This window comes from Agromyces hippuratus (assembly GCF_013410355.1).
GTDB classification, from domain to species: domain Bacteria; phylum Actinomycetota; class Actinomycetes; order Actinomycetales; family Microbacteriaceae; genus Agromyces; species Agromyces hippuratus.
The window spans coordinates 1,196,120-1,211,281 of record NZ_JACCFI010000001.1 but is presented as its reverse complement, the minus strand read 5'-3'; the positions used below and the strand labels follow the sequence as shown (position 1 = coordinate 1,211,281).

The window sequence follows — 15,162 nt, the reverse complement described above, 5'->3', positions numbered from 1 at the left end:
GTTCGGCGCCGCCGAACGCCGTCGGGGCGGGGCATCCGTTCGATGCCGCGCCCCGACGTGCGCGTCAGTGGCGCGGGCCGGTCTCGATCGGTTCGGGCGCGGGCGCCGCAGCGCCGAGCCCCGACTGCGCGTCGGGATAGGCGACCGGCACGCCGTCGTGCACCTCGTGCGGGGCGACCTTGTGGTACGACATGCGGTCGATGAGCGCGAGCGCGAGCGCCGACAGGATGAAGACGGAGTGGATGATGACCTGCCACATCACGCCCTCCCACGTGTAGTCCTGCCCCGTCTCGGTGCCCTTGGCGACGCCGTCGGTCATGTCGCCGACCTCGATGAAGGTCTTGAGCAGGTGGATCGACGAGATGCCGATGATGGCCATCGCGAGCTTGACCTTCAACACGTTGGCGTTCACGTGGCTGAGCCACTCGGGCTGGTCGGGGTGTCCGTCGACGTTGATGCGCGAGACGAACGTCTCGTAGCCGCCGATGATCACCATGATGAGCAGGTTCGCGATCATCACCACGTCGATGAGGCCGAGCACGGCGAGCATGATGTCCGCCTCGTCGATCTTCTCGGGGTGCGCGATCACGCCCTCGGCGAGGTGCCAGAGCTCGACCATGAAGACGACGACGTAGATCGTCTGGGCGACGATGAGTCCGAGGTAGAGCGGCGCCTGCAACCAGCGGCTCGCGAAGATCGCGTAGCCGACGAGGGCGGAGCCCGGGGTCGCGCGGTACTGGCGGGTGGGGGGTGTCGAGCTCACAGGCACTCTCCTTCTGGTGGGAGCACGAGTCTACGGGCGCGTGGCGAGCGGAAACCGCGAGCGCGGGGGCGATCGGAAACGGCGAGCGCGAGGGCGAGCGCGTGCGGCGGTCGACTAGACTCGCGGGAGCGAAGGGGAGTATCCCGCGAGGCCAGGCCTCGACCCACGATCGTCAGTACGAGCGCCGTTGCCGCCGCTCCGGGCGTGGGACCTGCGAATCGGCAGGGGGAGAGACTTTCGGATTCCGTCGTCCCCGCAAACTCCGAAAGGCACCACGTTGCTCGAACTCCCCATCTGGTTCGAAATCGGATCCCTCGTCGTCCTGACGTTGATCCTGATCGCCGACCTCCTGCTCGTCCTGAAGCGGCCGCACGTGCCCTCGATGAAGGAGTCGACCCTCTGGGTCGTCTTCTACGTCGTGCTCGCGCTGATCTTCGCAGGGCTCATGTACTTCTTCGCCGGCGGCGAGTTCGCCGGGCAGTTCCTCGCCGGCTGGCTGACGGAGTACAGCCTCTCGATCGACAACCTCTTCGTGTTCGTCATCATCATGGCGAAGTTCGCGGTGCCGAGGAAGCTGCAGCAGGAGGTGCTCATGGTGGGCATCATCATCGCGCTCGTGCTGCGCGGCATCTTCATCCTGCTCGGCGCCTCGCTCATCGAGAACTTCTCGTGGATCTTCTACATCTTCGGCGCCTGGCTGGTGTGGACCGCGATCCAGCAGGTGCGCGGCCATGAAGACGACGAGGAGAAGGACACCTTCGTCGTGCGGATCCTGCGCCGCCGGGTCTCGATCACCGACGAGTACGACGGCGTCAAGCTCCGCACGGTCATCGACGGCAAGCGCTTCTTCACGCCGATGCTCATCGTCTTCATCGCGATCGGCACGACCGACCTGCTCTTCGCCCTCGACTCCATCCCGGCGATCTTCGGCATCACGCAGAGTCCGTTCATCGTGTTCACGGCGAACGTCTTCGCGCTCATGGGCCTGCGTCAGCTGTACTTCCTGCTCGGCGGCCTGCTCGAGCGCCTCGAGTACCTCAAGTACGGCATCGCCTTCATCCTCGCGTTCATCGGCGTCAAGCTCGTGTTCCACGCCATGCACGTGAACGAGCTGCCGTTCATCAACGGGGGCGAGCACATCGAGTGGGCGCCCGAGATCTCGACGTGGATGTCGCTCGGCGTGATCCTCGCGGCGATGGCGGTCGCGACTGTGGCGAGCCTCCTGAAGGCCCGCCACGATGCGAAGTCGCGTGGGCACAAGCTCATGGACGAGGTGCCGCACTTCACCGAGGACTCGCACACCGACGGGCACTGAGACCCGGGGGAGCGGCGCTCGGGTACCGTGCCTCGCCTCGAAGCGTTCCATCTGAAGTGGGACGATTGACTTAGACAGTCGTCCCACTTCATACTTCGTTGCATGGTCAACGTCGACCGGGCGCCTGAGCCCGACCCCCTGAACGCACCCCTCGAGCCCGCCGAGGCCGGCCGGGTCCCCACCGGCCCCGTGCCGTCGAGAGTCTCGATCGGATGGCTCCTCCGGTTCGCGCTCGCCTGGTTCGGCCTCTGGCTCCTCGTCATGCTGCCGGGGCAGTTCATGATGGCGAAGATCGCCGAGGTCGTCGCCCCCGATGACAAGGTCGCACTGACCGCATTCCTCCTCGGCGAGACATCCGTGGTGATCATGGTCTCGGTGCCGGTGTTCGGCGTGCTGAGCGACCGCACGCGACTCCGCGGCTGGCGACGCCGGTCCTGGATCCTCGGCGGGTTCCTCCTCGCCGGCATCTCGTTCGCGCTCGTGGGCATCCAGCGCGACCCGGTGGTGATCGCCGTGCTCATGGCACTCGTCTCGCTGGGCTACGCGGCCGTGATCGTTTCACTGTCCGCCGTGATCGCCGACCAGGTGCCGCGCTTCCAGCGTGGTCGCGCCTCAGCGGCGATGGGCGTGCCGCAGGTGCTCGCGCTCGCGATCGGCATGGTGATCGTCACGATGCTCGTGCCCGACGTCGGCGGCAGTTGGGCGATCGTCGGCGTGCTCGCCCTCGCCTGCGCGCTGCCGTTCATCCTGGCCTCTCGCGACCCCGAACCACCGGCGGATGCCGCCACGACGCGCTTCTCGGCGGCGCTGCGCATCCCGCCGCTCGGGCCGAACCACGACTACTACTGGGCGATGACCTCGCGCGTGCTCGTGAACGCCGGCAACATGGTGGGCACGACGTACCTGCTCTACTTCCTCTCCGATGTGCTGAAGGTCGACGACCCCGACACCGGCATGCTCGTGCTGATCCTCGTCTACCTCGTCGCCTGCGGCCTCAGCGGATGGCTCGGCGGGCTGCTCTCCGACCGCCTCCGCATCCGCCGCATGTTCGTGCTGGTCGCCGCGGCGTTGCAGGCGGCCGCGGCCCTGGTGCTCGCGATCGTGCCGACCTGGGACGCGTCGATCGCCGCCGCGGTGCTGCTCGGCCTCGGCTACGGCGTGTTCCTCTCCGTCGATCAGGCGCTCGTCACCGACGTGCTGCCCGATCGCGCGAACCGGGCCCGCGACCTCGGGCTCATCAACGCGGCGCAGCACCTGCCGATCGCGCCGCTCGTCGCCTGGCTCGTGCTCAGCGTCGCAGGCTACCGCGAGCTCTACGCCGTCGCCGCGGTGATCATGCTGCTCGGCGGCATCCTCATCTACCGCGTGCGGAGTGTGCGATGAAGCTCGTGGTCGTGATGTTCGACACCCTGAACCGGCAGTTCCTGCCGCCCTACGGAGCCCGCGACGTGCACGCGCCGCAGTTCGACCGGCTCGCGGAGCACGCGGTCACGTTCGACCGCTCGTACGGCGGCAGCATGCCGTGCATGCCGACCCGCCGCGAGATGCACACGGGGCGGCTGAACTTCCTGCACCGCGGGTGGGGGCCGCTCGAGCCGTTCGACGACTCGGTGCCCGAGATGCTCGGCGAGCACGGCGTGACGACCCACCTCGTGACCGACCACCAGCACTACTGGCTCGACGGCGGCGCCACGTATCATCCGCGGTTCCGCACGTTCGAGTTCTTCCGCGGGCAGGAGGGGGACGAGTGGAAGGGGCAGGTCGCCGACCCCGACCTCTCGGGCATCCGGCCGTTCGCATCGAACCACGCACTGCGCCGACAGGACCAGGTGAACCGGCAGCACCTGCGCGACGAGGCCGATCACCCGCAGCGCCGCACCTTCGACGCCGGCCTCGAGTTCATCGAGACGAACGCGAACGACGACGACTGGTTCCTGCAGATCGAGACATTCGACCCGCATGAGCCGTTCTTCAGCGGCGAGCGGTTCCACCGGCTCTACGACAGCGCGTACGACGGGCCCGAGTACGACTGGCCCGACTACGCACCGCGCAGCGAGTCCGACGAGGAGCTCGCGCACCTTCGGGCCCGCTACAGCGCGCTGCTGTCGATGTGCGACGAGTCGCTCGGTCGCGTGCTCGACGCCTTCGACCGGCACGGCCTCTGGGACGACACGATGCTCGTCGTCTGCACCGACCACGGGTTGCTGCTCGGCGAGCACGACTGGCTCGGCAAGAACGTGCCGCCGTACTACGAGGAGACGATCCACACGCCCCTCTTCATCTGGGATCCTCGCTCCGGTGCACGCGGCGAGCGCCGCGACGCCCTCGTGCAGATGATCGACCTCGGGCCGACCATGCTCGAGTTCTTCGGGGTCGAGCCACGCGCCGACATGCAGGGCACGCCGCTCGTCGAGGCGATCGCGAACGACGCCGAGCACCGCGACGGTGCGCTCTTCGGCATCTTCGGCGGCCACGTGAACGTCACCGACGGCCGGTACGCCTACCTGCGGGCACCGGTGCACGCGGGCAACGCGCCGCTGGCCGAGTACACGCTCATGCCGACCTTCATGCGGGGGCGGATGCCCGTGGAGGTGCTGCGCGACGCGGAGCTCGTCGATCCGCTGCCCTTCACCAAGGGCATGCCGGTGCTGCGCGTCCCCGGCTACGCCTACGCCGACCCGCACGCCTTCGGCACGATGCTCTTCGACCTCGCGGCCGACCCGGGGCAGGAGCATCCGCTGCGCGATGCCGACCTCGAACTGCGCATGGCGACGCTCATGACGCGACTCATGCGCGAAGCGGATGCCCCGCCCGAGCAGTTCGCCCGTCTCGGTCTGCCGATCGCGGGGGAGGTGGGGCTCGAGCACCTCCTCGTCGAAGCGCATTGGCCGCAGCTGATGTCGGCGCGGTCCGGCCCGATCGAGGCCGGCGACTTCGCCGGCACCCGGTACTCGGTGAACACGCCGATCGCCGAACTGCTCGCATGCGTGCCCGCCAGGGAGGTCGTGCGGGAGGTGCTCGGCCCGATCGTCGACGGGCCGCTGCCGCCCGAGGCGCTCGAACTCAGCCTGGTGCAGGTCGCGAACCTCGCCTTCGGGCTCGTGAGCCGGCCGGCGCTCGACGAGATCGCACGGGGACTGTCGGCGCTCGACGGGGCCGAGTCGGCGTCGGTGTGAGCCCGGTGCGAGCCCGGCGCGCGACCGGCCGGTTCCACAGGCGTCATCGAGACGGTCTCGGAGTTGCTAGCGTGGAGGCTCGGCGCCGGATGCATCGCTGCGGCCGCCGACCTTCCCGCTCGATCCGAGGAGAACCGTGTCAGGTGATGGCGAGGGCGTCGTCGCCCTGACCCGCGGGGCTGCGCTCATCGCGCACAGCGCGCGAACCGACGTCGGTCGTGTGCGCAGCGTCAACGAAGACGCCTTCCTTGCGGAGGCCCCGATCTACCTCGTGGCCGACGGCATGGGCGGCCACGCCCGCGGCGACGCGGCGAGCCGGGCCGTCATCGAGACGTTCTCCCGGCATCTCGAGTTCGGCGTGCCCTCGTCGCCCGAGCAGGTGCTCGATGCGATCCACAGCTCGAACGAGGCCGTTCGCGCACTGAGCGAGGCGGGCGAAGAGGGCACCGCTGTCGCGGGCACGACCCTGTCGGGCGTCGCGCTCGTCGATGCCGGCGACGGCGCCGGATTCCACTGGATGGTCTTCAACATCGGCGACTCGCGCGTGTACGCCTGGGACGGCCGCACCCTCGACCAGTTGAGCGTCGACCACTCCGCGGTGCAGGAACTCGTCGACGCGGGGCTGATCCAGCCCGAAGACGCCGAACGGCACCCCGAACGCAACGTCATCACGCGGGCCCTCGGCGCCGACGAATTCGTCGACCCCGACGTCTGGCTGATCCCCGCCGCGGGGCGCCAGGTGTTCCTGGTCTGCAGCGACGGCCTCACGAAGGAGGTCGACGATCGCTCGATCGCGCACATCCTCGCGGGCGACGCGGGGCATGCGGCGGGGCTCGCCGGCGAGCTCGTCGACCTCGCGCTCGCGCACGGCGGTCGCGACAACGTGACGGCGATCGTCGTCGAGTCCGTGCTCGGGGCCGACGACGACGATGACGAGACCACGCGCGATCGGCGCGGGAGGCTGTCGAGAGCGGTCGAGGAGACACGGCCGCGCACTGGGGGAGGCGGAGATGGCGACGTACCGGCATGATTCCGAGGCGGCGTGGTTCGCCGCCGTTCGCGGCGGAGTGATCCTCGTCGTCCGCGCCGATGCGACCGATCGGCTCACCGCCCTCTGGCCCGAGCTCGGCACCGGCGACCCGACCTCGCTGGTGCTCGACCGGCTCACCGCGCAGGGACTCGCCGCCACGCCGCCGTTCGCCCTCGTGGTGCGCGACGAGGAGGCCGGCACTGCGCGGGTCGTCGTGCGCGGCCCTGTCAGCGTGCGCTCCGCGTCCGACGAGATCCACGACGCGGGCGTGTCGACCTGGGTCGAGCGCGTGCTCGACGGCGCCTCCTCGATCGAGATCGTCGTCGAAGGCGGTGCGGATGCCTCGGCGCCGGCGCTGCCCGTCGTCGAAGCCGTGGTGCCGCTGCGCTCGATCGTCTCCGAGGGCGTCGAAGCGGTCGCGCCCGAGCCCCGGCCCGGAGCGGCGGCTCCCGCCCCTGCTTCCGTGTCGGCCCCGGCGCCTGCGCCGGCTGCTGCGGCCGCTCCGGTCTCCGCGCCCGAGCCCGCCCCTGCGCCCGAGCCCGCCCCTGCGCCCGCACCGGAGCCCCCGGCAGCACCGGCGCCGCCGCCCGCCCGCGTCACCGTGCCGGTCGAACTCACGATGGTGCCCGATGAGGAGACGATCGCCGGATCCTCCTCCTCCTTCGCCAACGGACTGCCCGCAGGGCCGCCCGCCGTCGTCGCCGTGGCGGAACCCGTCGACGGCGACCACGACGGGATGACCGTCGCGAGCATCGACATCCGGCGGCTCCGCGAGGAGCGTGCGGCCCGCGGGGCGGCAGCGAGCCCGTCCGGGGGAGCGCCGGCGGCGACGGCCGCCCCTGCGGCTCAGGCCAGCATCCGGATGCCCGACGGCACCCTCGAATCGATCGGCCACGAGGTCGTGCTCGGACGTGCCCCGAGCGTGAGCAAGGTGTCCGGCGGTCGCATCCCGAGGCTCATCACGATCGGACTCGGCGACCCCGACATCTCGCGCAGCCACGTGCGGCTCGCCCTCGAGGGCGACACCGTCGTCATCACCGACCTGCACTCGCGCAACGGCACCCACGTCGTGGCGCCCGGCAAGGCCCCCGTGAAGCTGCGATCGGGCGAGCCGACCCCCGTGCTCACCGGCACCGTCGTCGACCTCGGCGGCGGCTGGACCATCCAAGTGGTGGGCGGCTGATGCGTCGCGCCCCGTCCACTCCGCCGGAGCTGCCCGGCTACGCCGCGCACGGACTGCTCGGGTCGGGCGGGTTCGCCGACGTCTTCCTCTACGAGCAGAAGCTGCCGCGACGCAAGGTCGCGGTCAAGGTGCTGCTCGCCGAGGGCCTCGGCCGCGACACCAAGGCGCAGTTCGTCGCCGAGGCGAACCTGATGGCGCAGCTGTCGGCGCATCCGTTCATCGTCACGATCTTCCACGCCGATGTCTCGGCCGACGGGCGCCCGTACTTCGTCATGGAGTACTGCTCCGGCCCGAGCCTCGCCGAACGGTACAAGCGGCAACCGCTGTCGATCGAAGACGCGCTGCGCACGGGAGTGCGCCTCGCCGGCGCGATCGCGACGGCCCACGCCGCCGGCATCCTGCACCGCGACATCAAGCCGGCGAACGTGCTGACGAACGACTACGGTTGGCCCGCCCTCACCGACTTCGGGATCTCGTCGAACCTCGAGGGCGAACTGCCCGTGCACACGGTGACGGCGAGCGACCTCGCCTCCGGCACCGCGTCCGGCCCCTCCGCGGTCGGCATGAGCGTGCCGTGGTCGCCTCCCGAGATGTTCGAGGACGATCCGCGCCCCGACACCCGCAGCGACGTGTTCTCGCTCGCGGCGACCGTGCACACGCTGATCGCGGGGCGCACCCCGTTCGAGATCCCCGGGCGATCGAACGGCTCGCTCGACCTCATCGGGCGGATCGAACGCGGGGCGATCACGCCGATGGACCGCTCCGACGTGCCGCGCAGCCTCATCGCCGTGCTCGCCAAGGGCATGGCCAGCCGACGCGACGACCGGTACCCGAGCGCCGTCGAGTTCGCCAGGGCGCTGCAGCGCGTCGAACTCGAACTCGGCTACGCCGCCACGAACATCGAGGTGCCGAACCTCGCGAGTGCCCGCGAGGAGGCCGAGCCCGACGACGACGATGCCACGCGCGCCCGCTCGGTGCGCACGGTCGACGCGCAGGCGCCGCAGGCGCCGCGGACGCCGCCGCGCGATGAGGATGCCACCCGGGCGCGTTCGCCGCAGCAGATCCAGGCGCAGGCTCCCGTGGTGCCCGCCTCGGGGGCGCTCGTCGACGACGGCACCGTGGTGCGTCGTCCGGGAGCCGTCGAGGTGCCGGATTCGACGATCGTGCGGCCCTCGGGTGCCGGGGGAGCGCCGTCGCCGCACGCGACGACCGCACCGGATTCGACCATCGTGCGCCCGGTCGGCCACGGCGCCCACGCGGGTGCCGGCGCTCCCGCCGGCGCGGTGGGCACGCTGGGCGCGTCGCCCGAGGCATCCGGAGCACCGCGGCGCAATCGGGTCGGCCTCATCGTCGCCATCGTGGCCGGCGTCGTCGTCGCGGCCGTGATCGGCATCGCGATCGCGATGTCCGGCTCCCTGGTGCGGCCCATCGCCGTCGAGACGACGGGTCCGGGCGGCGAGAACGCCGTCGTCGGGCAGAGCATCCCGGTGCCCGTGGTCTCCTCCGGCGTCGCGAGCGCCGACGGTTCCAGCGTCACGTTCGAGGTGTCGCACGCCGAACCCGAAGCCGACGACCGTTATCGCTGGCGGCTCTCCGACGGTTCGGGCGACCCGCAGGTCTCCACGGGGTCGACGATCACCGTCGAGGGCACCTCGTCCGGAATCCGAACCTGCATCGAGGTGCAGGTGCAGCGAGGCAGCAAGCTGTCCGAGTCGGCGACGGGGTGCACGCCGTGAGACCGCTGCGCGTCGAGTACTGCGGTGAGACCTACACCGTCGAGGTCGGAGCGCCCTTCACGATCGGTCGCGAGTCCGACCTCACGATCGACGACAACCCGTACCTGCATCGCACGTTCCTCACGCTCTCGGCGGAGTACGGGCTCTGGTGGCTCTCCAACGTCGGCCAGATCCTCTCGGCCACGATCTCCGATGCCACGGGCAGCGTGCAGGCATGGCTCGCTCCCGGCGCGAAGCTGCCGCTCGTGTTCCAGACGGTGCACGTGATGTTCAGCGCAGGTGCGACGACGTACGACTTCACGGTGCACGCCGAAGAGGACTTCTACAACACCTCCCTCACCGCGGCACCCACCGACGGGGGGACGACGATCCTCCCCGTGACGCTCACCTCGAGCCAGCGGCTGCTCGTGGTCTCGCTGGCCGAGAACGTCCTGTCGCAGCCGGCCGGCGGGCGGGCACTCGTTCCGAGCTCTGCCGAGGCCGCCGCCCGGCTCGGCTGGAGCATGACGACCTTCAACCGCAAGCTCGACAACGTCTGCGAGAAGCTCGACCGCATCGGCGTCGACGGTCTGCGCGGCGGTCGCGGCAAGCTGGCGACCAACCGTCGCGCCCGGCTCGTCGAGTACGCCGTCGCGACGCGCCTCGTGAGCATCGACGACCTGCCCCTGCTCGACGCGGCCGCGGAGTGAGCCCGATCGCCTGGCTGCGAGCCCGCAAGGGGCTCGCCTCGGGCGTGGTGCTGTCGCTGATGGCCGTCGGCGGGGTCACGGTCGCGGCCATGCACCGCGGGTTCCCGGTGACCGATCCCGACCTGCGGGCGCGCGAGGTGTGGGTCACCAACGGCGAGCAACTGCTCGCCGGCCGCCTGAACCGCCAGATCGAGGAGCTCGACGCGTCCGTCGCGACGCAGTCGAACGGCGCCGACGTGCTCCAAGACGGGGCCGATGTCTTCCTCTACGATCGCGACGCGGGGTCGATCGAGCGGATCGATCCCGCCTTCACGACCCTGACGCAGCGCGTCGAGGTGCCGATCGGGTCGCGCGTGGCGTTCGGCGGCGACGTGCTCGCCGTGCTGTCGCCGCGCGGCGAGCTCTGGACGATCCCCGCGGGCGGCGAGTTGTCGTTCGATGCGGCGGGCGCGAAGCCCGCGATCGAGGTCGGGGCCGACGCCGAGGTCGCGGTCGGCGCCGACGGCACGACGTTCGTGACCGAACCCGGAGCGCACGAGCTGCACCGGCTCGCCCGCGACGGAGGCGCACCGCTCGCCATCGACCTGCCCGAGTTCGGAGCGCACCAGCTGGCCGCGGTCGGCGACCGCGCGGTCGTGCTCGACACCGACCGCGACGTGCTGCTCGTCGAGGGGCGCGAGATCGAGCTGCCCGGCGAAGCGCTGCGGTTGCAGCAGTCCGGCCCCGAGCACGACACGGCGTACGTCGCCGGCGCCGCCTCGCTCCTCGCGGTGCCGCTCGACGGGGCGCCGGTGCGCGAGATCGACGTGGATGCCGCGGGGTCGGAGCCGGCCCGCGCGGCAGAGGAGGTCGCCGCGCCGGTGCTCGTCGAGGGGTGCGTGCACGCGGCATGGGCGACGTCGTCGTCGTACGTCTCGCAGTGCCGCGACGCCGAGCCGCTGCAGTCGCGGATCGAACCCGTCACGGTCGGCGCCCGGCTCGAGTTCCGGGTGAACCGCGACGTGGTCGCGCTGAACGACCTGAACTCGGGCAACACCTGGCTCGTCGATGCGAACCTCCGCCTCGTGGACAACTGGGAGGAGGTCACGCCGCCCGAGGAGTCCGACGAGCTGGAGGGCGACGAGAAGAGCGCCCAGCAGGTGTTCGAGGACACGCTCGCGGAGCGCACGGAGTCCAACCGCCCGCCGACGGCGCGTGACGACGAGTTCGGGGTGCGCCCCGATCGCACGACGCTGCTGGAGGTGCTCGAGAACGACACCGACCCCGACGGCGACGTGCTCACCATCAGATCGGTGCCCGACGTCGCGGCATCGCTCGGCCGCCTCGAGCTGATCGACGACGGTCGTGCGCTGCAGTTCACGCCGGCTGAGGGCGCCACCGGAACGGTGTCGTTCCGCTACGCGGTCGAAGACGGGCGTTCGGGTGCCGCCGAGGCGGCGGTGAACGTCCGGATCGTGCCGGCCGGCGAGAACGCGGCCCCGGCAGCCTCCCGGGAGGCGGCGGTCGGCGTGGAGCAGGGGCAGCAGATCAGCTACAACGTGCTGTCCGACTGGACGGATCCCGACGGCGACGACGTGTTCCTGGTGAACGCGTCGCCGACTGGCGGCGACACGGTCCGCTTCGGCCCCGACGGATTCGTCACCTTCGAGCATCGGAGCGGCGAGCTCGGGCTCAAGGAGGTCGCGTACACGGTCTCCGACGGGCAGACCTCCGCCTCCGGCACGTTGACCGTCGACGTGCAGGCCGTCGGAGCGCTGAACCCCGTGGGCACGCCGGACTTCGCGCAGGGCTTCGCCGGCGAGACCGTGGTCCTCGAGCCGCTCGTGAACGACCTCAGCCCGTCGGGCGCGCCGCTCGCACTGCTCGGCATCGACGAGGTCCCGGGCGGCCTCACCGCGACGCCCGATCTCGAGCGGGGCACGATCGCGTTCTCCTCGCCCGAGCCCGGCGACTTCACCGTGCTGTACGACCTCGGCGCAGGGTCATCCGTCAGCGTCGGCCTCATTCGCGTGCGCATCGTCGAGCAGCCCGAAGCGGACCCGCCGCCCATCGCCGTCGTCGACACCGCGTACCTCCGTCCGGGGGAGCCGACCACGGTGTCGGTGCTCGCGAACGACGTGTCCCCGTCGGGTCGTGTGCTGGCCGTGCAGTCCGTCGATGCCACCGGGACCGACGATCTCGTGTCGGTCGAGGTGCTGACGAACACCGCCCTGCGCATCACCGCGGCCGAGGCGCTCGACCGGCAGCTGCAACTGCGATACACGGTCTCCGACGGCAGCGGATCGTCGAGCGCCACCGTCACCGTCGTTCCGGTGCCCCCGCTCGTGAAGCACCAGCCGCCGGTCGCGGTGGACGACACGGCGAAGGTGCGTGCCGGCGACATCGCGACGGTGGACGTGCTCGGCAACGACTACCACCCGGATGCCGCCGCGATGCGGGTGCTGCCGGAGCTCGCCTCGACGGAACTCGGCGGCGGCGTCGCCTTCGTGGATCGTTCCCGGGTGCGTTTCCAGGCGCCTGAGGAGCCCGGCACCTACACGGCGGTCTACGCCGTCGTCGACGACTTCGAGCAGACCGCGCGCGCGAGCATCGCCTTCACCGTCGTCGCCCGCGACGATGCGGCGAACACCGGACCGGCGCTGCCGCCGCTCACCTCGCGCACGTTCGCAGCTTCCGCCGTCACCGTCGACATCCCGCTCGACGGACTCGACCCCGACGGCGATTCGCTCGTGCTCACCGGGGTGCTCGGCGGGGCGACGCTCGGCCGCGTCGTCGAACAGACGAGCACGTCGATCACGTACGAGGCATTCGAGGGCTCCAGCGGCACCGACTCGATCGCCTACGAGGTGCACGACGCGCTCGGCGAACGCGCCACCGGGACGATCAGGATCGGCGTGATCCCGCCACCCGAGACCGCGGCACCGCCGAACGCCGTCGACGACGCGATCGAGATGAAACCGGGTCGTCGAGCGTCCGTCGAGGTGCTCCTGAACGATTCGGACCCGAGCGGACGAGCGCTCGGCGTCGTCGACCTCCCGCAGGTCGACGACGCTCTCGAGGCCGAGATCGACGACCGTCGCCGAGTGGTGGTCACCGCGCCCGAGCACGAAGGCGCGTTCACCCTGAGATACGAGGTCTCCAACGGGCACGGCGGCGCCGACACGGCGTTCGTGCAGGTCGTCGTGAAGCACGACGCGACGGTGCAGCCCCCGACCGCATCGGATCAGGTCGTCGAGCCGGCCGACGTCGCGGGCGTCGACACCGTGCGGGTGGACCCCCTGCGCGACGCCACCAACCCCGGAGGCGTCGTCGACGACCTCACCGTGCAACTCGAGGGGCCGAACGCCGACCGGGCGACGATCCTCCAGGACGGCAGCGTCGAGGTGCGGCCGAGCTCGCGCCGGTTCGCCGTCGCGTTCCGGCTCACGAACGAGCTCGACGAGCTCGACGCGATGGCGTTCATCGTCGTTCCGGCCGCCGGCGAGGACGCGGCCGACCCGTACCTCGCCGATCTCGACCGGATCGTCGTGCCCATGAACGGGCGGATCTCCTGGCAGGTCTCCGACATCGTCGTGGCACCGTCGGGTCGCCCGGTGCGATCGCTCAGCGCGACGAGCACGAATTGGGCGGAGTCGTCGTTCGTCGACGAGCAGACCCTGCAGTACGTGCCGAAGCGGGACTATCGCGGCGAGGCGTCGGTCACGTTCGAGGTCACCGACCGGGCCGACGCGAAGTCCGGCGACCGGCGCAACGTCTTCCTCACCATCCCGGTCTTCGTCGGCGACCCCGAGTTCGCCGACACCCCGCCCGTCTTCACTCCGCGTTCCGAGACCATCGAGGCCGGCGAGGCTCCGCTCGCGATCGATCTCCGGGCATCGACCGATCACCCGAACCCGGCGATGCTCGAACGCGTGGGCTATGCGAACCTCCGCGGCACGACGCCGGAGATCGAGGCGACCGTGGCCGGCGGCATCCTGACCGCCTCCGCTCCGCTCGGTGTCGCGACGGGAACGGCGACGCGCCTCTCGTTCGACGTCGTGCTCGGCGAGTTCACCGTGCCGGGCTACGTCGACGTCACCGTCGTCTCGTCGACCCGCGCGAAGCCCCAGGCGCTCGACGACGGACCGTTCGAGATGCTCCGCAGCGACTCGCAGACGCTCGACGTGCTCGCCAACGACGTCAATCCGTTCCCTGGAACGGCGCTGCAGGTCGTCGCCGCCGAGATCGACCAGACGGATGTCGGTTCGAGCGCGTCGGTGACCCACACGTCGACGGGGATCACCGTGCAGACCGGCGCCTCGTTCACGGGCACCCTCAGCGTGATCTACCGAATCCAGGACGCGACGAAGGATCCGACGCGTCAGACCCGGGGCCGGGTCATGGTGACCGTTCGCGATCGGCCCGAGGTACCGAAGGCGCCTGAGGTCGTCTCGGAGCAGAACGGCGCGGTGAGCGTGCGCTGGTCGGCTCCGCCCGACAACAACTCGACGATCTCGGGCTACCGACTGTCGTGGAACGGAGGCAGCTCCGACTTCACCGCCGATGCCGCAGGCCTCGTGCACGTGATCTCGGGCCTGGCGAACGGCACGGCGTATCGCTTCCAGGTCGAGGCCACCAACGGCATCGGCACGTCGGGTGCCTCGCCGTCGAGCGCGTCCGGCACGCCGTTCGGCCTGCCGGGCGCACCCGCGAGCGCGAACCTCGTGGCGTCGGCGACGGGCGACGCGCGACTCTCGCTGAACTGGGCGGCGCCCACCGACGACGGCGGACGCGGCATCTCGCGCTACGAGTGGACCTTCGAGGGGACTCCGGGCGGTTCGGGCACGGCGACGGGCACCACTGCGTCGGCGACCGGTGCGAACGGGTCGGGCTCCCGGTACTTCGTGGCTGCGTGCAACGTCGCCGGATGCGGACCCCGCACCATGTCGGGCACGGCGACGCCGAGCGCGCCCTGGGTTCCGGTCAACGGCACCACGGTGACGCAGAGCACGTGCCCGGAGCCGAACGAGACCTATACGAACCCGCCGACCAACGCCGAGCGCGGATGCACGATGAACCCCGCAGGCATGATCTCGGCCGGCACGGTCGTCGACGCGGTCTGCCGGTCGCAACGCTGGGGCGACAGCTACTTCTACATGACCCAGGCGAGCGGGGTCTACAACGGATGGTTCGTGCTGGCCGCGCACACGAACCGTGGCGAGCGCACGGTGCCCGACTGTTGAGCGGGGGCATCGCCCGCAGTCGAAGAGGGCTCTGCGACGGGGGGAGTC

9 protein-coding genes are annotated in these 15,162 nt (G+C 70.8%); 8 read left to right on the top strand and 1 reads right to left on the bottom strand.

Going from position 1 to position 15,162, the window contains the following annotated elements; genetic code table 11:
* Window positions 1–64 precede the first annotated feature (64 nt).
* Window positions 65–763 (bottom strand): TIGR00645 family protein, encoded by a 699-nt coding sequence (locus BJY17_RS05770; protein ID WP_179550512.1) that lies wholly within the window; start codon window positions 761–763, stop codon window positions 65–67.
* Between the two features lie 277 nt (window positions 764–1,040).
* Between BJY17_RS05770 and BJY17_RS05765 the strand changes: the two genes are divergently transcribed.
* The 8 genes from BJY17_RS05765 (at window position 1,041) to BJY17_RS05730 (ending at window position 15,114) form a co-directional block, all read left to right on the top strand.
* Entirely contained in the window at window positions 1,041–2,078 is a 1,038-nt protein-coding gene (locus BJY17_RS05765; protein WP_179550511.1) for a TerC family protein, read from the top strand.
* Window positions 2,079–2,180: 102 nt separating this feature from the next.
* On the top strand, window positions 2,181–3,461 hold the full coding sequence (locus BJY17_RS05760; protein ID WP_179550510.1) for an MFS transporter: 1,281 nt from the start codon (window positions 2,181–2,183) through the stop codon (window positions 3,459–3,461).
* The gene (locus BJY17_RS05755) at window positions 3,458–5,254 is read left to right on the top strand and encodes a sulfatase (protein ID WP_179550509.1); all 1,797 of its coding nucleotides are present in this window, start codon (window positions 3,458–3,460) and stop codon (window positions 5,252–5,254) included. The genes BJY17_RS05760 and BJY17_RS05755 overlap by 4 nt, the downstream gene beginning before the upstream one ends.
* A 136-nt stretch (window positions 5,255–5,390) precedes the next feature.
* Window positions 5,391–6,284, top strand: coding sequence for a PP2C family protein-serine/threonine phosphatase (locus BJY17_RS05750; RefSeq protein ID WP_322789761.1), 894 nt, complete (start codon window positions 5,391–5,393; stop codon window positions 6,282–6,284).
* Window positions 6,265–7,467, top strand: coding sequence for an FHA domain-containing protein (locus BJY17_RS05745; RefSeq protein ID WP_179550508.1), 1,203 nt, complete (start codon window positions 6,265–6,267; stop codon window positions 7,465–7,467). Before BJY17_RS05750 ends, BJY17_RS05745 begins: the two co-directional genes overlap by 20 nt.
* Window positions 7,467–9,203 carry a serine/threonine-protein kinase gene (locus BJY17_RS05740; RefSeq protein WP_179550507.1) on the top strand — a complete coding sequence of 579 codons (1,737 nt, stop codon included), beginning with the start codon at window positions 7,467–7,469 and terminating at the stop codon, window positions 9,201–9,203. Before BJY17_RS05745 ends, BJY17_RS05740 begins: the two co-directional genes overlap by 1 nt.
* Window positions 9,191–9,892, top strand: coding sequence for a hypothetical protein (locus BJY17_RS05735; RefSeq protein WP_179550506.1), 702 nt, complete (start codon window positions 9,191–9,193; stop codon window positions 9,890–9,892). Before BJY17_RS05740 ends, BJY17_RS05735 begins: the two co-directional genes overlap by 13 nt.
* Entirely contained in the window at window positions 9,889–15,114 is a 5,226-nt protein-coding gene (locus tag BJY17_RS05730; protein ID WP_179550505.1) for an Ig-like domain-containing protein, read from the top strand. The genes BJY17_RS05735 and BJY17_RS05730 overlap by 4 nt, the downstream gene beginning before the upstream one ends.
* Window positions 15,115–15,162 lie beyond the last annotated feature (48 nt).